Here is a 20,188-nt window from a genome sequence, read left to right as displayed (position 1 = left end):
GGCCGGGGCCGCTCACCAGGCCGGGGCGCGCCCGGGCGTCTCTCTGCGTTCCCCGGCACCCCAGGGCTCCCCGGCACCCCAGGGCTCCCCGGCGGCGTCTGCTCAGCGGGCGGCGCCGGGACGGGTGGCGTTGAGGACGGCGCGCAGCCAGCCGCGCGCGGTGTGGTCCCACTTGCGCCGGTCCACGTTCCACTCCTTGGTGTGACGGGCCCGGGTGAAGCGGACGAAGCGGACCAGGTCCGGGTTGCGCTCGGCCAGTTCCATGGAGGGGCCGACGGGCACGTAGTCGTCGTCCTCGGAGTGCATGATCAGGGTCGGCACGCGCAGCTGCTCGGCGCGGGCCACCCAGTTGAGGGACTTCAGGTCCACGGGGGCGGCCAGGCCGGTGACGAGGCGCCCGGCCCGGTTGGACAGCAGCCAGCGCCCGACGAGTCCGACGGCCTCCGGGATGCGTTTGAGCCCGGCCTGGTACTTGAGCACGTCGATCCAGTCGACCACGGGGCCGGTGAGCACGATGGCCCGCACCCGGTGGGCGAGCTCGGAACGGTCCACGCACTGCAGGGCCACGGCCCCGCCCATGGACCAGCCGAACAGCACGACGTCCTCGGCGCCCTGGTCCAGGGCGTACCGGATGGCCGACTGGACGTCGTGCCACTCCGTGGTGCCGAGCCCGTAGCGGCCGTCCTCGGCGTCCGGGGCGTCCCCGTCGTTGCGGTAGGACACCAGCAGGGAGGTCATGCCGAGCTTCTGGGCGCTGCGCACCGCGCGGATGCCCTCGTTGCGGCGGGCCCCGCGGCCGTGGACCATGATCGCCCACATCCCGTCCCCGGCCCGTGGCGTGCCGTCCTCGGCGGCCGGCGGGTCCACACGCCAGGCGGGGGCCGTGCCGTTCTCCACCGGGACCTCCACGTCCACGGCGTCGAACCCGGCGTCCTGCGGGGTCGGGTAGACGAAGCCGGTGAAGCGGCCTCGGGTGGCCGCGTGCAGGTCGCCGGAGTACACGTGCTCCACCTCGCGCTCCACGGTGCCGTCGCGGGGGTCGAAGGAGACGATCCGGCCGATGCGCGCGCAGGAGGCGCCGCCGTCGAAGGTGAGCGAATAGGTGCCCGGGACCGTGGTCTCCGAGTCCGCCGACAGGATGACCCGGGTGCCGTCGTCGCCGTCGATCACGGCGAGGACCTCCACGTCCTCGGCGTGGTTGCGCACGGGGGTGACCACGATCCTGGCGAAGACGGAGGCAAGCGTCGAGGAGGCGCCGAACACCACGAACGCGGCGGACAGCCCGAGGGAGGCCACCAGCGGGGACCAGCGGGCCGCGTCCACGGACTTGTCCACGGAGGTGCGGGCGGCCGCCTTGGACAGGTCCAGGGAGGTGCGGGCCGCGTCGACGCCGCGGCTCACCGACCGACGCACCCGGTCCAGCACGTCCTCGCGCAGCGGGGCGGCGGACGTGGCGGGGCGCGGCAGGTCTCCGAACATGTCCGCCATTGTCCCGCATGCTCCTGGGCCGCGTCTGCACGGTGACACAGCGCGACCTGTCCCCGGCGTGTCCGGGGCAGTGCGGAGTACAGTCGCGCCCATGAGCGAGTCCACCCCCACCACCGGATCCACTCCGGAGGATCCCCGCACCCTGACCGACGAGGACTGGGCCGCGCGCCTGTCCCCCGAGGAGTTCCACGTGCTGCGCCGCGCCGGCACCGAGCGCGCCTTCACCGGCGAGTATTGGGACACGAACACGGTGGGCGTCTACGCCTGCCGCGCCTGCGGCGCCGAGCTGTTCCGCTCGGAGCAGAAGTTCTCCGCCCACTGCGGCTGGCCGTCCTTCTTCGCCCCGCTCGCCGAGGACCGCGTGGAGTACCGGGAGGACACCACGCTCGGCATGCGCCGCGTGGAGGTCCGCTGCGCCGCCTGCGCCTCCCACCTGGGCCACGTGTTCGAGGGCGAGGGCTATGACACGCCCACGGACCTGCGCTACTGCATCAACTCGATCTCCCTGACCCTGCAGCCGGAAGGACCCGCCTGACGATGACCGGCCTGCGCGCCTTCGCCTCGGACAACTACGCCCCCGTCCACCCGGACGTCTGGGCCGCCCTCGCCGCCGCCGACTCCGGCCACGCCCGCTCCTACGGGGACGATCCCGTCACCGCAGCCCTCGGCGAGGCCGTCCGCGCCGAGTTCGGCGAGCAGGCGTTCGCCGTCCCCGTGTTCAACGGCACCGGCGCCAACGTGGTGGCCCTGCAGGCCATGGTTCCGCCGTGGGGCGCCGTCCTGGCCGCCGAGTGTGCCCACATCCGCCACGACGAGGGCGGCGCCCCCGAGCGCATCGGGCGCACCTCCCTGCTGTCCGTGGCCACCCCGGACGGCCGGCTCACCCCGGAGCTGATCGCTCCGCACGTGCACCGGGACGGATTCGTCCACGCCGTGCAGCCGGCCGTGGTGGAGATCGCCCAGGCCACAGAGGTCGGCACCGTCTACTCCGTGGAGCAGGTGAAGGCGCTTACGGAAGCCGTGCACGAGGCCGGCCTGACCGTCTACATGGACGGCGCCCGCCTCTCCAACGCCGCCGCCGCGCTCGGCGTGCCGCTGCGCGCCTTCACCACGGACGCCGGCGTGGATGTGGTGTCCTACGGCGGCACCAAGGCCGGAGGCCTCGGCGCGGAGGCGATCGTGGTGCTGAACCCGGACGCGGTCCTCGCCGCCGGGCACATCACCGCCGCGGACCTGCCCGGCGGGGACGCGTCCTCGGCCGCGCAGCGTGCCGAGAAGGCGCTGGGCTACCTGCGCAAGGCGTCCATGCAGCTCGGTTCCAAGCACCGCTACCTCTCCGCCCAGCTGCTCGCCCTGCTCACGGACGACCTCGGCATCCGGCTGGCCGGCCACGCCAACGCCATGGCCGCCCGCCTGGCCGCCCGGGTGGAACAGATCGACGGCGTGGTCCTCACCCAGCGTCCGGAGGCCAACACGCTCTTCGCGGTGCTGGACCCGGCCGCCGCGGACCAGGTGCGCGCCCGCTTCCCGTTCTACGACTGGGACCCGCAGCGCCACGAGGTCCGCTGGATGACCTCCTGGGACACCACGGAGCAGGACGTGGACGACTTCGCCGACGCCGTGGCCGAGGCCGTCGCCGCGCACGGCTGAGCCGTCGCCCCCGCGGCGTGCGAGGGTCCCGAACGGCCCGACACCGGCGCGCCCTCGTGCCCTGAGCGGAGCCTGTCCGGCCCGCCACCGGCGCGCCCTCGCCGTGTCCGGGCCGGCCGGTCCTACGCTGTTCCGTATGACCCTCGTCGGACTGCAGAACGGAGCACGTCCCGGGGCGTCCCCTGCCCTGCCCGGCGCCTTCCGGACCGCCCTGCGCGAGCTGCGGGACGCCTCCCCTCGCCGCGAGGTCCGGCTGCGCGAGATCGCCGCGCCCCAGGGCCTGGCCCCGCACGCGGTGGCCCTGGCCGCGGACGTGCGCCCCCTGTCCGACGCGGAGGACATCCCCCCCGCCGTGGCCACCGGCCGCTTCGTCCTCCTCCATGACCCGGAGGGCTCGGAGCTCTGGCAGGGCACCTTCCGCGTGGTCACCTACATCAAGGCCGGCCTGGAGCTGGACGTCGCCGAAGACCCGATGCTCGGCGCCGTCGCCTGGACCTGGCTCGTGGACTCCCTCGAGCTGCGCCACGCGGACTACACGGCCGCCGGCGGCACCGCCACCCGCATCCTGGCCGAGTCGTTCGGCACCCTCGCCGAGCGCCCGGACGCCACCGAGATCGAGATGCGCGCCTCCTGGACGCCGGGCGGCCGCGCCATGGGCGCCCACCTGGAGGCCTGGGCCGAGATGGTCTGTGCGTTCGCGGGCCTGCCCCCGCAGCCCGACGGCGTCACCGCCCTGCCCGTGCTCAGGAAGGACGCATGACCCGCACGCCCTCCAGCCGTTCGTCGCAGAAGCACGACGGCGGCTCCCCCGCCGCGACGCAGACCGCCGCCTCCGAGGCGCCCCGCCTCATCACCGAGCCGGCCGACGGGGTCCCCCTGCTGACCGACACCCCCGGCGGTCTCGCCGCCTGCGCGGAGGCCCTGTCCGGCGGCACCGGACCCGTGGCCGTCGACGCCGAGCGCGCCTCCGGCATCCGCTACGGCCAGCGCGCCTTCCTCGTGCAGCTCAAGCGCACCGGCTCCGGCATCTGGCTGATCGACCCGGAGGCGTTCGACGACCTGTCCCCGCTCGTGGCGGCGCTGAAGGGCGTCGAGTGGATCCTGCACGCCTCCACGCAGGACCTGCCCTGCCTGTCCGAGCTGGGCCTCTGGCCGGACCGGCTCTTCGACACCGAGCTCGCCGCCCGTCTGGCCGGGCTGCCCCGTGTGGGCCTTGCCGCGGTCCTCGAGCACATGCTCGGCGTGACCCTGGCCAAGGAGCACTCGGCCGCGGACTGGTCCACCCGACCGCTGCCCGAGTCCTGGCTCACCTACGCCGCCCTCGACGTGGAGCTGCTGGTGGAGCTGCGCGAGGCCCTGCTCGCGCTGCTCGAGTCCCAGGGCAAGCGCGAGTGGGCCGAGCAGGAGTTCGAGCACATCCGCACCACCCCCGTTCCCGGACCGCGTGAGGACCCGTGGCGCCGCGCCTCCGGAGCGCACGCGCTCAAGAGCCGCACCCAGCTTGCCGTGCTGCGCGAGCTCTGGCAGGCCCGCGACGACCTGGCCCGGCACAGGGACATCGCCCCCGGCCGCCTGCTCCCCGACTCGGCGATCGTGGCCGCGGCGAAGGCCCAGCCGCGCACCGTCCCACAGCTGCGCGCCACCCAGGGCTTCCACGGCCGCGCCGCCGGTCGCGAGGCGGCCCGGTGGGTGGCGGCGATCAAGGCCGGTCGGGACCGCGCCGCCGACGGCGACGCCCCGGAGGTGCACCGCCGCGGCCGTGGCGACGGTCCCCCGCAGCCTCGCCTGTGGAAGGACCGCAGCCCGGAGGCCGACGCGCGCCTGCGCACCGCCAAGCCCTGGGTCGCCCGGCACGCCGCCGAGATCGGCATGCCCACCGAGAACCTGCTCACCCCGGACACCCTGCGTCGGATCTGCTGGGACCCGCCGGCGGTCGTGACCCCGGAGTCCGTAGCAGAGACACTCGCCGGGCTCGGCGCCCGCCCCTGGCAGGTCGAGCAGACCGCCGCGATCCTCACGGTCTCCTTCCTCAACCCCATGCCGGTCTGAGCGCGGCGCGGATGCGCCGGAAGGTTACCCACGGGTAATGTGACGGACAGGACAGAGGCGAGCGGCCGTCGTCGGGAAGCATGAGACGCGGTACGCCTCCCTCTCTCGCGACGAACAGGAGCCTCATGACCGCGCACACCCCCGCCCCGCTCGAGCAGTTCGAGTCCCTCGCCGCCATGGCGCCGGACGAGGTGCTGACCACCGCCGAGGTGACCGACCACGAGCTGCCCGGCGGCGCCGGCACGCTCGCCCTGCTGACCCTGGACAACGGCGCCGGACCCCGCCGCCCGGCCACCCTCGGCCCGCGCACCCTGCTGGAGCTCGGCCGCGTGGTCGAGGCCCAGGCCCGCCGCGCCGAGGCCGGTGAGATCCAGGCGCTGGCCTACACCGGCGTGGAGGGCACCTTCGCCGCCGGCGCCGACCTGTCCCTGGTGGCCTCCTTCGAGGACACCTCCCGAGGCGCCGACCTTGCGCTGCTCGGCCATGCCGTCTACGACCGCATCAGCGCGTTCCCGGCCCCGACCGTCGCCCTGGTCAACGGCCTCGCCCTCGGCGGCGGCCTGGAGCTGGCTCTCGCCGCGGACCATCGCATCGTGGCCGCCGATGCCAAGGGATTCGGCCTGCCCGAGGTGCGCCTCGGGCTGATCCCCGGCTGGTCTGGCGTCTGGCGCGTCCCGCACCTGATCGGCCCCGAGGCCGCCGTGCAGGTGGTCCTCAAGAATCCGCTGGACAACAACCGTCTGCTCAAGGCTGCCGAGGCCCACGAGCTGGGCCTGATGGACCGCATCGTCGACGGCGACCTGATGGAGGCCGGCCTCGAACTGGCGGGCGCCCTGGTCACCGGTGACGAGGCCGTGGCCGCCGAGCTGGCCGCCCACCGCGACCGGGACACCTCGGACGCCGCCTGGGACCGCGCCGTCGAGGCCTTCGCGACGCTCCAGGCCGCCCGCCCCGGCGCCGACCTGCCGGCCCGCAGCCGCCTCGAGCAGCTGTTCGTGGGCGCCCGGACCCGCACACGCGCCGAGTCCGCGCAGGCCGAGGCCGAGGCGCTGTCCGAGCTGATCGCCTCGGACGAGTTCCGCCACACCGTCTACGCGTTCCTCGGCCTGGTCCAGGGCCGGGCGAAGAAGCCGGCCGGCGATCCGGGTGCGGACCGTGCGATGCCGGTGAAGAAGGTCGGCGTGGTCGGTGCGGGCCTGATGGCCGGTCAGCTCGCCCTGCTGTTCGCCCAGCACCTGCAGGTGCCCGTGGTGATGACGGACATGGACGACGAGCGCGTGCAGCGCGGCCTCGCCTTCGTGCAGAAGCAGGTGTCCAAGCAGGTCGAGCGCGGGCGCCTCACCGCCGAGCAGGGCGAGGGGCTGGCCGGCCTGATCAGCGGCTCCACGGACAAGTCCGTCTACGCGGACGCCGACGTGGTCATCGAGGCCGTGTTCGAGGAGCTCGAGGTCAAGCGCACCGTGTTCCGCGAGCTCGAGGGCATCGTCCGCGAGGACGCGATCCTCATGACCAACACCTCCTCCCTGTCCGTGGCCGGCATGGCCGAGGTGCTGGAGCACCCCGAGCGCCTTGTGGGCTTCCACTTCTTCAACCCGGTGGCCCAGATGCCCCTGGTGGAGATCGTCCGCGTGGAGCAGACCACGGACGCCGTGGTGGCCACCGCCTTCGAGCTGTCCCGCCGCCTGCGCAAGACCGGCGTGCTCGTGCACGACGCCGCCGCCTTCGTGGTCAACCGCGTGCTCCTGCGCCTCATGGGCGAGGTCCAGGCCTCCTTCGACGCCGGCACCGACGCCCTCACCGCGGACCACGCGCTCGATCCTCTGGCCATGCCCATGACGCCGTTCACCCTGGCCGCCATGGTGGGTCTGCCCGTGGCCCAGCACGTCTCCGAGTCCCTGGCGGCGGCCTTCGGCGAGGAGCGCTTCCCGGTGTCGAAGAACGTCCAGGCGCTCATCGACGGCGGCAAGACCGCCCTCTGGGCCAAGGACGTCAAGGACCCGGCCGAGGCCGGCGGCGCGACCGGCGAGGCCATCCCCGAGGCCACCGCCGCACTGCTGAGCCAGGGCGAGGACCCGCAGACCGCCGAGCAGCTGCTCGTCCGCGTGCAGGACGCGCTGGCCGAGGAGATCGGCCTGCTCCTGGACGAGGGCGTGGTGGCCGCTCCGGAGGACGTGGACCTGTGCATGATCCTCGGCGCCGGCTGGCCGATGCATCTGGGCGGCATCACCCCGTACCTGGACACGGTGGGCGCCTCCGAGCGCGTCAACGGTCAGCGGTTCCACGCCACCTGAGCCCGCACCGGCTCACCGGCGGACGTCCGCCCTCAGGTGCACGTCGCCGCGCCGCTCAGCGCGGTCTGCGGCGGCGTGCACCGCGGTCGGCGGTGACGCTCAGCGCGGTCGGCCGTGACGCTCAGCGCGGCATGCGGGCGAAGGTGACCAGGTCCTCGGGCAGCCCGTGGAGGGCGGCCTCGTCCGAGTCGACGGGAACGGAGATGGCGCCGGCTCCCCAGTCGGAGCCGGTCAGTGCACCCTCACGCACCCAGTGGATGCCGAGCACGTGGCCCTCGGAGCGCAGCTCGATGCGGTGCGCCGCGGCGCCGTCGCCGCCGGGGGCCGCCTCGACGTCCGTGGGGGCGAGCGCGGCCTCGAGGATCCGTACGGGGCCCTGCAGCGGTGAGGCCTCCTCCAGGCGCCGGTACGTCAGGGCCTCGCCGGTCTCGCCCACCGTGCGGGCCAGCAGGCCGTCCGCGTAGGAGGGCACGATGTCCGCGTCCAGGCCGGCGCGCTCGCGCTCGATGCGCACGCGCTGGGCGGAGGCGGAGTCCTCGTAGGACAGCTCGGTCCAGGTGGAGCCGTCGGCGGCGAAGTGCACCTGGCACTGGGCCATGAACCGCTCCGGGAGGGACGGGGTCGCGGCGCGCTGCGCGGATGTCGGCTGGAAGGCGGTGCGGGTGGTCAGCACGCCGTCGGCCAGGTGCCGGTGCAGGAAGCCGCAGTGCTCTCCGCCGAGCAGGAACGCCTCCCAATCGTCGAGCGGGTCGAGCGGGTACAGGCCGGGGGTCTTCGGGGAACTCACGTGTCCCATCCTGTCAGAACTGCGGGTTCTCCTCGCGACACCTGGGACAATGGGATCCATGAGCAACGAGGACACCACCCCCATCGCCACCGAAGGCTGTGCCTGCTCGAACCGTCGCGCCGTCCTGCGCGGTTCCCTGGCCGCCGCGGCGGCCGGCGCCGGCTCGCTGGCCCTGTCCGGCTGCACCCAGCAGCTGAAGGAGGAGAACGCCGCGCAGAAGCACCACACCGGCGGCGACTTCACCGAGGTCATGGCCTCGGCCGACCTGCCCGTGGGCGAGTCCACGCAGCTGGACGTGGACGGCCGCACCCTGCTGCTGCACCGCGAGGACGAGGACAACGTCACCGCATACTCCAACGTCTGCACCCACCAGGGCTGCGCCGTGGAGATCACCGAGCGCGACGGCCAGACCACCTACGGCTGCCCGTGCCACGGCTCCCACTTCGACCCGGTGACCGGCAAGCCCTACGGCGGGCCTGCGAAGAAGCCGCTCACCGACTTCCAGGCGCGCGTGGACGGAGAGAAGATCCTGGTCAAGCTCTGACCTACCCCCACCACCGGCTCCACGACGACGGCCGCCCACCTGGTGAGGTGGGCGGCCGTCGGCCTGTGGCCAGGCGCTCGGGTCGGCACGGGGCGAGCCGATGCCAGGTGTGACGGAACGACCGGCACCGACAGGCGGAGGGACGGGTTCCGTGGCGCGGGCCCGGCCACTCGACCGTTTCCCGAACGACAGTGCGCCGGGACGCGACTGTTTCCCGAACGAAAGTGTCCCGGGACGCGACTGTTTCCCGAACGAAAGTGCCTCACTCCGGGGCGCCGTCGCGGCGGGAGCCGGGGACCGAGGGGTCTGGGCCGGCGCCGTACCGGCGCGGGGCGGCGACCTTCGGCGAGCGGGCCGGCGGGAGCAGCGGGGCGGCGTTCGAGTTCGGGTCCCAGTCGGGCTGTTCGGCGCGGCGGGCCGGATAGTGGCGGTACCGCCACCACAGCCACGCCAGCGAGCCGAGGCCCGGCAGGCAGACGATTGCCAGCACCCAGGGCACACGACGGCGCTCGTCCAAGGGCGAGCGGGACAGGGTCACCAGGCCGACGAGGAAGAGCACGCCGACCACGATCGACGCCGTCCACCACCAGGTCTGTGGCGAGGACAGCACGGACAGCAGGGCCACAGCGCTCAGAACAGGGCGACCCGGGGCACCGCCGGGAAGATCTCGTCCAGCGCGGCGAGGTCCTCCTGGGTGGGCTCCCAGTCGGCGGCACGGACGTTCTGCCCGATCTGCTCCGGGCGGGTCGCGCCGGCGATCACCGAGGCCACCGGCCCCTGCGCGGCGAGCCAGCCGAGGGCGACCTGCACCTCGGTGAGGTCGCGCTCCCGCGCGAAGGCGCCGAACGCCGCGAGCTGCTCGCGGTCGGCGTCCTCCACGAGGTTCTGGCGCACGTGGGACAGGCGCGAGCCGGCCGGAGCACGCCCGTCCGAGTACTTGCCGGTGAGCAGGCCGTTGGCCAGGGGGAAGTACGGGAACACGCCGAGGCCGAACTCCTCGGCGGCCGGGACGACCTCCTGCTCGGCGCGGCGGTCCAGCAGGTTGTAGTGGTTCTGCGCAGAGACGAACCGCTCGGTGCCGAGCTCGCGGGCCACGTACTCGGCCTGCGCGATCTGCCAGCCGCAGCGGTTGGAGTGGCCGATGTAGCGGACCTTTCCGGCCCGGACGAGGTCGTCCAGGGCGGCCAGGGTCTCGTCGATCGGCGTCTGGGGGTCCGGGGTGTGGAACTGGTAGAGGTCGATCCAGTCCGTGCCGAGGCGGCGCAGGGAGGCCTCCACCGCGCGCACGATGTACGCGCGGGAGCCGCGGGCGCCGAAGTCCGGGCCGTTGGCGCCGTCCATGTCCATGCCGAACTTCGTGCCCAGCACGATCTTGTCGCGGTCCGCGCCGAGCGCCTTGCCGAGGCGCTCCTCGGACAGCCCCGGGGTGGCCCCATACATGTCCGCGACGTCGAAGAAGGTGATGCCGTGGTCGATCGCGGCCCGCACCACGGCATCGGTCCCGGCCTGGGACTCGGTGGCGGTGCCGGCGCGGCCGAGGTTGTTGCACCCCAGTCCGATCACGGAGACGGTCAGGCCGGAGTTGCCCACTCGACGGGTCTGCATGGCTCAGGCGTCCTTTCCGGCGTCTGCGGACGCCGTGCGGTCCTGGAGGACCTCGATCTTGTTCGGCTGGACCCCGTGTGCGCCCTTGGCGGCGAACGGGATCTCCTTCGCGGCCCGGCCGGCGTGCGGGGTGCGCACGCGCAGCTCGAGACGGCCCTCGGCCTCCGCGACGTCCACGACCTCGCCCAGTCCGCGCCAGGCGAGCCGGTGGGTGATCTCCCCGGCCAGGGTCTGGCCATGACGGCGCTCGATGTCCGTGGCGGCGCGTCCGCGCAGGCGGTAGGCCACCACCAGGTCCGTGAGGGCGGACTCGTCGAGCTCGGCGAAGCCGTCCTCGGCGCACTGGGCGGCGAAGGCCTCGAGCAGCTCCTCGCCGGCGGCGTCGTCGGCGACCGCCTCCTCGTTCACGGTGCCGGGCTGACCGACCCTGCCGTGGTGGACCACGACCTCGCCGGAACCCGGGACGCACCAGGCCTCGCGGTACTCGAACAGGCGCGAGCCGTCCTCGGCGGTCGTATCGCGGTAGCAGCGGACGATGCTCATGCCTTCTTCCCCCGGGTGGAGTCGGCGGCCTGAGAGGAGGTCTGGCCCGAGGCGGCGGTCGAGCCGGAGCCGGCCGCGCCGCCGTCGTGACTGCCCTCCAGCAGCGGCAGGCCGCCGGTGTAGGGGTCCGCGGAGCGGGCATACGGGACCTTGGAGCCGAGCACCTGGGCGACGGTGTCCCGGGTGATCTGCTGGGCGGTCAGGCCCACCCGCCCCAGGACCTGGGCACGGGTGCCCTGCGCGAGGAACTCCACCGGCAGGCCGACCTCGTTCAGGGCGGTGTCCACCCCTGCGGCGCGCATGACCTGGCGGATGCGGGAACCCACGCCGCCTGCCTTCACACCGTCCTCGAGGCACACCACGATGCGGTGCGCCGCGGCGAGCTCCACCACGGAGTCGGCCACCGGCAGCACCCAGCGCGGGTCCACCACGGTGGCGGAGATGCCCTGCTGGGACAGCCGGCGGGCCACGTCCAGGCCGAGCTCGGCGAAGGAGCCGACGGCCACGATCAGCACGTCGCGCTCGGCGCCGGGCACGTCCGAGGCCTCGCCCAGGCGGGCCAGCACGTCGGTGCCGTCGGCCAGGCGCTCCACGGCCTCGACCGGCTCGCCCACGGACCCCTTGGCGAAGCGCACCACGGTGGGCGCGTCCTCGACGGCCACGGCCTCGCGCAGCTCCTCACGGAGGCGGTCGGCGTCGCGCGGGGCGGCCATGCGCAGGCCCGGGACGGACTGCAGCAGGGCCATGTCCCACATGCCGTGGTGGCTGGGGCCGTCCGGGCCGGTGACGCCCGCGCGGTCCAGCACGAACGTCACGCCGGCGCGGTGCAGGCCCACGTCCATGAGCATCTGGTCATAGGCGCGGTTCAGGAAGGTCGCGTAGATGGCGACCACCGGGTGCAGGCCGCCGAACGCCATGCCGGCGGCCGATGTGGTGGCATGCTGCTCGGCGATGCCGACGTCGAACACGCGCTCCGGGAAGCGGGCCGCCATCGGGCCGAGGCCCACCGGGTTCTGCATCGCCGCGGTGATGCCGACGATGTCCTTCCGCTCCTCGGCCAGGGCGACCATCTCCTCCCCGAACACCGAGGTCCAGGACGGCGCCGACGCGGCACCGAGCGCCTCGCCGGTGACCGGGTCGATCTGACCGACGGCGTGGAACTGGTCGTCCATGTGGGCCAGCGCCGGGGCGTAGCCGTGGCCCTTCTCCGTCATGGCGTGCACGAGCACCGGGCCGCCGTAGGCGTTCGCGTCCCGGAGGGCATCCTCCATCTCCTGGAGGTCGTGGCCGTCCACCGGGCCGATGTACTTCACGCCGAGGTCCTCGAACAGGCCCTGCGGGGCCCACAGGTCCTTCAGGCCCTTCTTCGCCGCGTGCAGGCCGCGGTAGACCACGTCGCCCGGGGCGCCGGCCGACTTCAGCCGGCCCTTCATCGAGTCCAGGGTCTGCTCGTAGCGGCGGTGCGTGCGGACCTTGTCCAGCACGCTGCGGCGCAGGCCGGTGAGGTGGTTGGCGATGCCGCCGACGGTCGGGGCATAGGAGCGGCCGTTGTCGTTGACCACGATCACCACGCGGCGGTCCTTGTCCGCGGCGATGTTGTTCACCGCCTCCCAGGCCATGCCGCCGGTGAGAGCGCCGTCGCCGATCACCGCGACGACCGTGCGGTCGCCCTGCCCGGTCAGCTTCCAGGCGCGGGAGATGCCGTCCGCCCAGGACAGCGAGGACGAGGCGTGCGAGGACTCCACCACGTCATGCTCGGACTCGGCCCGATCGCCGTAGCCGGTGAGGCCTCCCTCCTGGCGCAGCCGGGAGAAGTCCTGGCGACCGGTGAGCAGCTTGTGCACGTAGGACTGGTGGCCCGTGTCGAACACGACCGCGTCCCGCGGCGAGTCGAACACGCGGTGGATGGCCATCGTCATCTCGACCACGCCCAGGTTCGGGCCGAGGTGCCCGCCGGTCTGGGACACGTGGGTGATGAGGAACTGGCGGATCTCCTCCGCCAGCGCGGCCAACTGGTCCTCTGTGAGGGCCGACAGGTCCGCCGGGCAGGCGATCTGCGGCAGCAGTGGGGCGCCGGGTCTCGTGGGGGGCAGATGTTCCATGGTCCGTCCAGCGTACTCCGCAGGTGCGCATCCGGGCGGGACGCAACCGATCCCGTCACGACGGCGAGCGAGGTGAGCCCGTCCGTTCGGGCCTCGATTCCATCTGCGACCAGAGCAGCCGAGCCGATGTTCTCCATCGCAGCCTCAGCGCTGCCACCCCGGGTCGATGGGATCTTGGCCGGGCGATTCCACGCCCGCCGATCGACATTCACTTGATACCCTGGGGGGGTATAGCGTTGACTGGACCAGAACGAACAGGAGACTTCATGCGCAAGCACCTCATGACCACCGTCGCCGCAGGAGTGCTCGGAGGAGCGCTCGTGCTCACCGGCTGCAGCACCGACGGAGACCAGGACCAAGCGACCCCCTCGTCGACCAGCCAGCACGAGGGCCACGGAAGCAGCGGCAGTAGCTCTGACAGCGGCGGGATGGAGCATCCGATGGACGGCGGCCCCGCCCCCGAGGGCATCGAGACGGCCGCGTCACCCACATACCCGGTCGGCACCGAGGTCACGCTCACCGCCGACCATATGGAGGGCATGGACGGTGCGAACGCGACGATCGCCGGCGCGTACGACACGTACACCTATGCGGTGGACTTCACGCCGTCCGCAGGCGGGGAGCCGGTCAAGGATCACAAGTGGGTCGTCCAGCAGGAGATCAAGGACGCCGGAGATGAACGTCTGGCCGACGGCACCGAGGTCACTCTCGAGGCCGAACACATGGAAGGCATGAAGGGCGCGAAGGCGACCATCGCCTCCTCCACCGAGGAGACCGTCTACATGGTCGATTACGAGTCCGACGGCATGACGATGACCAACCACAAGTGGGTCGTCGAGAGCGAGCTCAAGCCGGCCTCCTGAGCCGATCGCGGCGGGCGCGCTGAAGGTCCGCGGCGAAATACGACCCGATCGAAGGAAAGATCGGGGAATCACGAAGGGAAGCGAAGAGCATGACGGACCCGACCACGCATCACCATGACCACGCCGGCGTCGCGACCACCGAGTCCGGCCACCGTGACGACTCGCGCGCCGAGAACGAAGACCACACCATGGAACACGGTGACCACGCCGGGCACGGTCATCACGGCGGTGGTCACGCGGGCCACGGCGACCACGTCGGCCAGTTCCGGCGGCTGTTCTGGATCAACCTGATCATCGCCATCCCGGTGGTCGCGTTCTCCCCCATGTTCGCCATGCTCCTGGGCTACTCGGTCCCCAGCTGGGCGGGCTGGGTCGCCGCAGTCCTCGGCTCCGTCATGTACGCCTGGGGCGGCACCCCGTTCCTCACCGGTGCTGTCAGCGAGCTGAAAAGCCGCCAGCCGGGGATGATGCTGCTCATCGCGCTCGGCATCACCGTAGCGTTCCTCGCCTCCTGGGCCGCCACTGTCGGTCTCGTCCACCCCGAGCTCGAGTTCTGGTGGGAGTTGGCGCTGCTGATCGTCATCATGCTGCTGGGCCACTGGATCGAGATGCGCTCACTGGCACAGACCACCTCGGCGTTGGACTCCCTCGCCGCGCTGCTCCCTGACGAGGCTGAGCGTATAGAGGGAGACGACGTCGTCAAGGTCGACCCGGCAGAGCTGCGCGTCGGCGACGTCGTCATCGTCCGGCCCGGCGGCAGCGTCCCCGCCGACGGCACCATCGTCGACGGCCGCGCCGACATGGACGAGTCCATGATCACCGGCGAATCACACCCCGTCGCCCGCGGCGAGGGCGAGAACGTCACCGCCGGCACCGTGGCCACCGACTCCGGCCTGCGCGTAGAGATCACCGCCACCGGCGACGACACGGCTCTGGCGGGCATCAACAGGCTCGTCGCCGAGGCGCAGGGCTCATCCTCCCGTGCCCAGCGCATCGCCGACCGGGCTGCGGCCCTGCTGTTCTGGTTCGCCCTCGGAGCTGCGCTGATCACCGCCGTCGTCTGGACGCTCTTCGGGCTCCCCGACGACGCGGTCGTTCGCACCATCACTGTCCTCGTCATCGCCTGCCCCCATGCGCTGGGTCTGGCGATCCCTCTGGTCGTGTCCATCGCCACCGAGCGCGCCGCCCGCGGCGGCGTCCTGATCAAGGACCGCCTCGCACTGGAGTCCATGCGCCAGGTCGACGCGGTGCTCTTCGACAAGACCGGCACCCTGACCAAGGGCGAGCCCACCGTCACCGGCGTGGAGCCGACCGGCGGCCTGAATGCCGAACAGCTCCTCGCCCTGGCCGCCTCCGCCGAGGCCGACAGTGAGCACCCCCTCGCCCGGTCCATCGTCACCGCCGCCAAGGAGAAGGGCCTCACCGTCGAACCGGCCAGCGGGTTCACCTCCTCCCCGGCGGTCGGCGTCACCGCGACGGTGGCCGACCATGAGATCCGCGTCGGCGGACCCCGTCTGCTCGAGGAGACCGGCCAGGACGAGATCGGTCTCGCCGACGAATGGCGGGCAGAGGGTGCGATCATCCTGCACGTCCTCCGCGACGGCGAGGTCATCGGCGGTCTCAAGCTCGCCGACGAGGTTCGCCCAGAGTCCCGCGACGCCGTCGATGCGCTCCATCAGCTCGGCGTCGAGGTCGTCATGATCACCGGCGACGCTGAAGCCGTGGCGAACGAGGTGGGAAGAGAGCTCGGCATCGACCGGATCTTCGCCGGCGTCCGCCCCGAGGACAAATCCGCCAAGGTCGACCAGCTGCAGAAGGAGGGCAAGAAGGTCGCCATGGTCGGCGACGGCGTCAACGACGCCCCTGCCCTGGCCCAGGCTGACGTCGGCATCGCCATCGGGGCCGGCACCGACGTCGCCATCGCCTCCGCAGGTGTCATCCTCGCCAGCTCCGACCCGCGTAGCGTGCTCTCGGTGATCCAGCTCTCCCGTGCCGCATACCGTAAGATGAGGCAAAACCTGTGGTGGGCTGCAGGGTACAACTTGATCTCTGTGCCGCTCGCGGCTGGCGTGCTCGCGCCCGTCGGCTTCGTCATGCCGATGTCAGTAGGTGCGATCCTGATGTCGACCTCCACCGTCGTCGTCGCGCTCAACGCCCAGCTGCTGCGTCGCATCGACCTCGCCCCAGCTGCCAGCACCCGCTCCGTCCTGGAGCACCAGAAGTGAAGGACACACCCGTGACCACTGAAACTGCAGCCGATGAGACCGGTACCGACACCGGAGCCCATCGGCACGGCTACATCAGTGACAAGGACCGCTACCGCAACCGCATGAAGCGTATCGAAGGCCAAGCCCGCGGCATCACGAAGATGATCGACGACGAAAAGTACTGCATCGACATCCTCACCCAGGTTTCGGCCCTCACCCGCGCCCTGCAAGGAGTGGCGACCGGTCTTCTCGATGACCACCTCAAGCACTGCGTGCTCGACGCCGCCAAGAAAGGCGATGAAGACGCGGCCATCGCCAAGATCCAAGAGGCCACCGACGCCATCAATCGCCTCGTGCGCTCCTGACACCATCCGATTTCGTCAACACAGGGTGCCTCGGACCGGTGGACCCCGGATCAGGACAAGGCTCTTGATGTCTCCGGGCAGGCATGCTTTGCACGTAGTCGCGCCCTTGGCACCGGCGAACTCGGGATGCCTTCTGTCTAACCTGACGACATGAACACGTTCACCTGAGAAAAGAGTTGGGCATGCCACTTGCCATTGTTGCTCCGATCCAGTCCTCCAGGAGCCGCCTGAGGATCTGCGCGGCCTTTACCGGTCTGGCGACCAGCGCCGTCCTCCTGCTCAGCGGCTGTGCTGATGCGGGACCGACTGCTGATGCAGGATCCGATCACTCACTGGTGGTCGATCACAATCTAGACGGATTGAATGCTCGCGAGATCATCAAGCGCCTCGACTCAACGAAGGTGACAGATCGCTCGTCTGAATTCTTCGCGTCGATTGAACCCGACCAGCTTGTACTGACCGACGATCAGAACAATCAGACCACCGTGCCGATGCCAGAAGACGAGTTCTACGTCTCTATCGCCCCGTATCGCAGCCAGACTCACGAATGCTACTTCCACAGCCTCACGACTTGCCGCGGCGAGCTCGCCAATACTGACGTCCACGTCACCGTGGTCGAGGCGACGTCCGGGGAAACCATCTTCGATGAAGCGCTGACGACGTACGACAACGGATTCGTCGGGGTCTGGCTGCCGCGTGGAATTGACGCTACTCTCACTGTCTCAGCTGAAGGCCGCACCGCGAAAAAGGCCATCTCGACCCACCCCGACGACCCCACCTGCTTGACCGGTCTTCAGCTAGTGTGAAGCACCCTGGGTTTGGTTCCGAGTCTCAGTAAGGAGAATCGGAGTATGCCCAAGAAGTTCACCCCCGAGTTCAAGACCCGCGCCCTGGAGCTCATCGAGGATGAGGATCCAGGCCGAGCAGTGCTCCGGCCGCGTCGCCTGCACCGACGTGGCTGAGGCCCTCGGCGGGATCTCACCCCACACACTGCGGAACTGGTGGAAGCAAGCCCGCATCGATCGCGACGAGGCCCCCGGTGTGGGCACCGATGAGTCAGAGGAGATGCGCCGGCTGCGCCGGGAGAACCTCGAACTGCGTCGTGCCAAGGAGATCCTGCGCAAGGCCTTGGCTTTTTTCACAGCGGAGCTCGAGGAGCTCAAGCGGATCCACGCGGAGAACTACAGCATCTACGGGGTGCGGAAGAGGCACCACGCCATGGCCTGTACCGGCTGGCAGATCGGCCGGGACCACGTCGCGCGCCTCATGCGGGCCGCCGGCCTTCAGGCCGTGCGGCGGGGCCACAGGCCGATCACCACGCGCCCCGCGAGGGAGCCGGATACCCGCCCAGACGTCGTCGGACGGCGCTTCGCCGCCGAACGTCCTCACCAGTTGTGGGTCGCTGACATCACCGACGTCAGGATCCTGGCCGGGTTCTGCTACGTCGTGTTCGTCACGGATGTATTCGGCTCTTCACGAACGAGGGTGTAGCGCGGGTCTGAACCCTCCGGCTTCGAGCAGCGACCGAGCGATGTAGTGGGTGAGGTTGCGGAAGCCGAGGGCGGAGCCGCGGAGGTGTTCGAGTCGCCCGTTGATGGCCTCGGTCGGGCCGTTGCTGGTGCCGGGGCGGTCGAAGAACGCGAGGATGTCGCCCGCCCGCTGCTTCATGGTCCGGCCGAGTTTGCGGACCTCGACGAGCGCCGCGGGAACGCCGCTGCTGATCGCAGCGACCACCTCCTGCATCATCGCCTTCGCTTTCTTCTTGTCGGGCTCCCGGTAGGCCGCGACGACGCGCTGGTAGATGCCCCAGGTCGCATCGACCTCGACGTGCTCCTCGCTCGCGAACACTGCGTCCAGGCGTGCCCGCTGCCGGTCGGTGAGCAGGCTCGCCCCGGTGTGCAGGGTGCGGCGGGCTTTGTAGAGCGGGTCGCCCTTGAGCCCGCGGTGACCGGTGGTGTCTTGCTGGACCCGACGCCGGCAGACATCCAGCGCGTCGCCGGCGAGGCGGACCACGTGGAACGGGTCCATGACGGGGACGGCGTCGGGGAGTTCCTCGGCGGCAGCGGTCTTGAACCCGGCGAAACCGTCCATCGCGACCACCTCGATCCGCTTCGCCCAGTCCGCAGGGCGGGCGGCGAGCCACTGCTTGAACACCGCCTTGGAGCGGCCCTCGACCATGTCCAGCAGCCTCGCCGGCCCGGTCTTGTTCCTCGCGGGCGAGAGGTCGATGATCACGGTGACGTACTTGTCGCCCAGCCTCGTGTGTCGCCAGACGTGCTCGTCGACACCGATCGTGGTGACCCCGTCGAACCGGGCGGGGTCGTCGATCAGGCGCCGCTTGCCTTCCGCGAGGACGGCGGCGTTCGCCGCACTCCAGGACACCCCGAGACCTGCGGCGACGCGGGTGACGGTGAGGTGGTCGATGACGATGCCCCGCAGCGCCCACTCCAGGCCGCCGCGGGAGATCTTCGCACGCGGCGCCGCTGCCCGCGTCATGTCCTGCCGCCACGTGCGCCGGCAGTGTCCGCACCGGTACCGGCGCACCCGCACCAGCAGGGTCGTCGGCCGGTGCCCGAACGGCTCGTGCGCCAGTCGACGCGTGACCGTGTCCCGCGGCACGCCCTCGGCACCGCACATCCGACACCACGGGTCGTCCTCGACGACGCGGCATTCGATCGTGGCCCGATCCGGCTCGATCAGCTGGCCGACGGCGACGAGGCCGAGCTCGTCGAGGCGGCAGAACGTGGTCAGGTCAGGGGTCGCGAAAGTAGGGTAGAGCACGTCGAGGTCTTTCGGGATGGCGAGCGTGAAGAACTTCCATCATCCGGGAGACCTCGACCCCTACCCGGCCACTGACGCGCTCAACCGACTACACCCTCGTTCGTGAAGAGCCTCATTGACACCAGCATCCTCAGGGCTTCGGTGCGCAAGAAGCGACATGCCCCGCACCTCCCGGAGAACCGCGAGACGGGGGCATGTGGCTTCATGCGCAGATTGTGGCCAGCGACTAGATGTTGTGGGTCATGAGGTTCTTGCCACGGGGTACGGGCTGAGATGAGACGAGTGGGCCTCTCCCGCAGGATGGAAGTTCCTCAACAACCCACCTGCCAGAAGAGACCCGCTCATGACTCACGCTAACGCACCCCTGACCCCCACTGGCCGTCTCAGGATGGTCCACCGCCACCTGAACGACCGGATCCCGCAGGCACACGTGGCAGCCGAGTTCCGGGTGAGCCGGCCCACGGTGGCCACCTGGGTGGCCCGCTACAAGGCTCAGGGCGAGGCAGGACTTCAGGACCGGTCCAGCCGGCCGCACCGTTCACCTGCCCAGCTCGATCCGGTCCTGGTCGCCCAGATCCACGCCCTGCGGCGGGAGCGCAAGTGGTCCGCACGGCGCATCCATCACCACCTCGCCTCCGAAGGCCACCGGGTGTGTCTTCGTACCGTGGGACGGTGGCTGCACCGGCTCGGGATCTCCCGCCTACGGGACCTGACCCCGGCCGGAGAAGACCTGCGCCAACGACCCCAGAAGATCACCGCGAGAGGGCCGGGGCACATGGTGCACCTGGATGTGAAGAAGATCGGCCGCATCCCTGAAGGGGGCGGCTGGCGCACCCACGGACGTGACAGTGAAGCAGGCCGTGCTTCCAAGCGTGGTGCAGGCCGGCGGGTCGGGTACACGTACCTGCACTCG

At 71.3% G+C, this 20,188-nt stretch carries 19 protein-coding genes; 12 read left to right on the top strand and 7 right to left on the bottom strand.

The features are described 5' to 3' along the window. Positions 1 to 102 precede the first annotated feature (102 nt). Positions 103 to 1,479 (bottom strand): alpha/beta hydrolase family protein, encoded by a 1,377-nt coding sequence (locus tag FM125_RS00970; protein ID WP_245829682.1) that lies wholly within the window; start codon positions 1,477 to 1,479, stop codon positions 103 to 105. 100 nt (positions 1,480 to 1,579) lie between these two features. Between FM125_RS00970 and msrB the strand changes: the two genes are divergently transcribed. From msrB to FM125_RS00945, 5 genes are all read left to right on the top strand, one after another. Continuing rightward, a complete protein-coding gene (gene msrB, locus FM125_RS00965; RefSeq protein ID WP_067189431.1) occupies positions 1,580 to 2,023 on the top strand; it encodes a peptide-methionine (R)-S-oxide reductase MsrB in 444 nt (147 codons plus the stop codon). Positions 2,024 to 2,025: 2 nt separating this feature from the next. Next, positions 2,026 to 3,138: a threonine aldolase family protein gene (locus FM125_RS00960; protein WP_087133356.1), complete on the top strand. Its 1,113-nt coding sequence runs from the start codon at positions 2,026 to 2,028 to the stop codon at positions 3,136 to 3,138. A gap of 136 nt (positions 3,139 to 3,274) precedes the next feature. After that, positions 3,275 to 3,898, top strand: coding sequence for a DUF3000 domain-containing protein (locus FM125_RS00955; protein WP_087133355.1), 624 nt, complete (start codon positions 3,275 to 3,277; stop codon positions 3,896 to 3,898). Beyond that, on the top strand, positions 3,895 to 5,187 hold the full coding sequence (locus FM125_RS00950) for an HRDC domain-containing protein (protein WP_087133354.1): 1,293 nt from the start codon (positions 3,895 to 3,897) through the stop codon (positions 5,185 to 5,187). Before FM125_RS00955 ends, FM125_RS00950 begins: the two co-directional genes overlap by 4 nt. A 125-nt stretch (positions 5,188 to 5,312) precedes the next feature. Then, the gene (locus tag FM125_RS00945; RefSeq protein WP_087133353.1) at positions 5,313 to 7,478 is read left to right on the top strand and encodes a 3-hydroxyacyl-CoA dehydrogenase NAD-binding domain-containing protein; all 2,166 of its coding nucleotides are present in this window, start codon (positions 5,313 to 5,315) and stop codon (positions 7,476 to 7,478) included. 121 nt (positions 7,479 to 7,599) lie between these two features. Here FM125_RS00945 and FM125_RS00940 read toward each other — a convergent pair whose 3' ends face one another. Then, positions 7,600 to 8,265, bottom strand: coding sequence for a hypothetical protein (locus tag FM125_RS00940; RefSeq protein WP_143745165.1), 666 nt, complete (start codon positions 8,263 to 8,265; stop codon positions 7,600 to 7,602). Between the two features lie 58 nt (positions 8,266 to 8,323). On the opposite strand from FM125_RS00940, the gene FM125_RS00935 reads away from it, so the two are divergent. Beyond that, entirely contained in the window at positions 8,324 to 8,809 is a 486-nt protein-coding gene (locus FM125_RS00935; protein WP_087133351.1) for a QcrA and Rieske domain-containing protein, read from the top strand. A 262-nt stretch (positions 8,810 to 9,071) separates the two neighbouring features. Here the strand turns inward: FM125_RS00935 and FM125_RS00930 are convergent, their stop codons facing one another. The 4 genes from FM125_RS00930 to dxs are packed head-to-tail and all read right to left on the bottom strand — an operon-like array spanning position 9,072 to position 13,059. After that, positions 9,072 to 9,434, bottom strand: coding sequence for a PLD nuclease N-terminal domain-containing protein (locus FM125_RS00930; RefSeq protein WP_087133350.1), 363 nt, complete (start codon positions 9,432 to 9,434; stop codon positions 9,072 to 9,074). A 5-nt stretch (positions 9,435 to 9,439) separates the two neighbouring features. Continuing rightward, positions 9,440 to 10,414, bottom strand: a complete 975-nt coding sequence (locus FM125_RS00925; protein ID WP_067191173.1) for an aldo/keto reductase — start codon at positions 10,412 to 10,414, stop codon at positions 9,440 to 9,442. A gap of 3 nt (positions 10,415 to 10,417) precedes the next feature. Beyond that, positions 10,418 to 10,957, bottom strand: a complete 540-nt coding sequence (locus tag FM125_RS00920) for a hypothetical protein (RefSeq protein ID WP_087133349.1) — start codon at positions 10,955 to 10,957, stop codon at positions 10,418 to 10,420. Beyond that, on the bottom strand, positions 10,954 to 13,059 hold the full coding sequence (gene dxs, locus FM125_RS00915) for a 1-deoxy-D-xylulose-5-phosphate synthase (protein WP_143745163.1): 2,106 nt from the start codon (positions 13,057 to 13,059) through the stop codon (positions 10,954 to 10,956). Before dxs ends, FM125_RS00920 begins: the two co-directional genes overlap by 4 nt. 266 nt (positions 13,060 to 13,325) lie before the next feature. On the opposite strand from dxs, the gene FM125_RS00910 reads away from it, so the two are divergent. The 5 genes from FM125_RS00910 to FM125_RS00890 all read left to right on the top strand — a co-directional run bounded on the left by FM125_RS00910 (position 13,326) and on the right by FM125_RS00890 (position 17,985). Further along, complete coding sequence (locus FM125_RS00910; RefSeq protein WP_070639123.1) at positions 13,326 to 13,922, top strand: YdhK family protein; 597 nt, start codon at positions 13,326 to 13,328, stop codon at positions 13,920 to 13,922. 89 nt (positions 13,923 to 14,011) lie between these two features. Beyond that, the gene (locus tag FM125_RS00905) at positions 14,012 to 16,147 is read left to right on the top strand and encodes a heavy metal translocating P-type ATPase (RefSeq protein ID WP_143745161.1); all 2,136 of its coding nucleotides are present in this window, start codon (positions 14,012 to 14,014) and stop codon (positions 16,145 to 16,147) included. 11 nt (positions 16,148 to 16,158) lie between these two features. Continuing rightward, positions 16,159 to 16,494, top strand: a complete 336-nt coding sequence (locus FM125_RS00900) for a metal-sensitive transcriptional regulator (protein WP_271437975.1) — start codon at positions 16,159 to 16,161, stop codon at positions 16,492 to 16,494. Positions 16,495 to 16,676: 182 nt separating this feature from the next. Further along, positions 16,677 to 17,300 carry a CueP family metal-binding protein gene (locus FM125_RS00895; protein ID WP_087133348.1) on the top strand — a complete coding sequence of 208 codons (624 nt, stop codon included), beginning with the start codon at positions 16,677 to 16,679 and terminating at the stop codon, positions 17,298 to 17,300. Between the two features lie 148 nt (positions 17,301 to 17,448). Continuing rightward, complete coding sequence (locus FM125_RS00890) at positions 17,449 to 17,985, top strand: IS3 family transposase (protein WP_245829681.1); 537 nt, start codon at positions 17,449 to 17,451, stop codon at positions 17,983 to 17,985. Here FM125_RS00890 and FM125_RS00885 read toward each other — a convergent pair. After that, positions 17,968 to 19,275 carry an ISL3 family transposase gene (locus FM125_RS00885; RefSeq protein ID WP_087133346.1) on the bottom strand — a complete coding sequence of 436 codons (1,308 nt, stop codon included), beginning with the start codon at positions 19,273 to 19,275 and terminating at the stop codon, positions 17,968 to 17,970. The genes FM125_RS00890 and FM125_RS00885 overlap by 18 nt on opposite strands. A 343-nt stretch (positions 19,276 to 19,618) precedes the next feature. Between FM125_RS00885 and FM125_RS00880 the strand changes: the two genes are divergently transcribed. Next, a partial coding sequence (locus FM125_RS00880; protein ID WP_143745160.1) for a helix-turn-helix domain-containing protein occupies positions 19,619 to 20,188 on the top strand: 570 nt, incomplete at its 3' end.

It is taken from the genome of Micrococcus lylae, from assembly GCF_900163825.1.
Lineage (GTDB): Bacteria > Actinomycetota > Actinomycetes > Actinomycetales > Micrococcaceae > Micrococcus > Micrococcus lylae.
This window is presented reverse-complemented; position numbering and strand designations above follow the sequence as displayed.

Excerpts from the sequence above, each read along its gene's own strand:
- FM125_RS00970 (WP_245829682.1), bottom strand. The coding sequence starts at position 1,479 with ATGTTCGGAGACCTGCCGCGCCCCGCCACGTCCGCCGCCCCGCTGCGC.
- msrB (WP_067189431.1), top strand. The coding sequence starts at position 1,580 with ATGAGCGAGTCCACCCCCACCACCGGATCCACTCCGGAGGATCCCCGC.
- FM125_RS00960 (WP_087133356.1), top strand. The coding sequence starts at position 2,026 with ATGACCGGCCTGCGCGCCTTCGCCTCGGACAACTACGCCCCCGTCCAC.
- FM125_RS00955 (WP_087133355.1), top strand. The coding sequence starts at position 3,275 with ATGACCCTCGTCGGACTGCAGAACGGAGCACGTCCCGGGGCGTCCCCT.
- FM125_RS00950 (WP_087133354.1), top strand. The coding sequence starts at position 3,895 with ATGACCCGCACGCCCTCCAGCCGTTCGTCGCAGAAGCACGACGGCGGC.
- FM125_RS00945 (WP_087133353.1), top strand. The coding sequence starts at position 5,313 with ATGACCGCGCACACCCCCGCCCCGCTCGAGCAGTTCGAGTCCCTCGCC.
- FM125_RS00935 (WP_087133351.1), top strand. The coding sequence starts at position 8,324 with ATGAGCAACGAGGACACCACCCCCATCGCCACCGAAGGCTGTGCCTGC.
- FM125_RS00925 (WP_067191173.1), bottom strand. The coding sequence starts at position 10,414 with ATGCAGACCCGTCGAGTGGGCAACTCCGGCCTGACCGTCTCCGTGATC.
- FM125_RS00920 (WP_087133349.1), bottom strand. The coding sequence starts at position 10,957 with ATGAGCATCGTCCGCTGCTACCGCGATACGACCGCCGAGGACGGCTCG.
- dxs (WP_143745163.1), bottom strand. The coding sequence starts at position 13,059 with ATGGAACATCTGCCCCCCACGAGACCCGGCGCCCCACTGCTGCCGCAG.
- FM125_RS00910 (WP_070639123.1), top strand. The coding sequence starts at position 13,326 with ATGCGCAAGCACCTCATGACCACCGTCGCCGCAGGAGTGCTCGGAGGA.
- FM125_RS00905 (WP_143745161.1), top strand. The coding sequence starts at position 14,012 with ATGACGGACCCGACCACGCATCACCATGACCACGCCGGCGTCGCGACC.
- FM125_RS00895 (WP_087133348.1), top strand. The coding sequence starts at position 16,677 with ATGCCACTTGCCATTGTTGCTCCGATCCAGTCCTCCAGGAGCCGCCTG.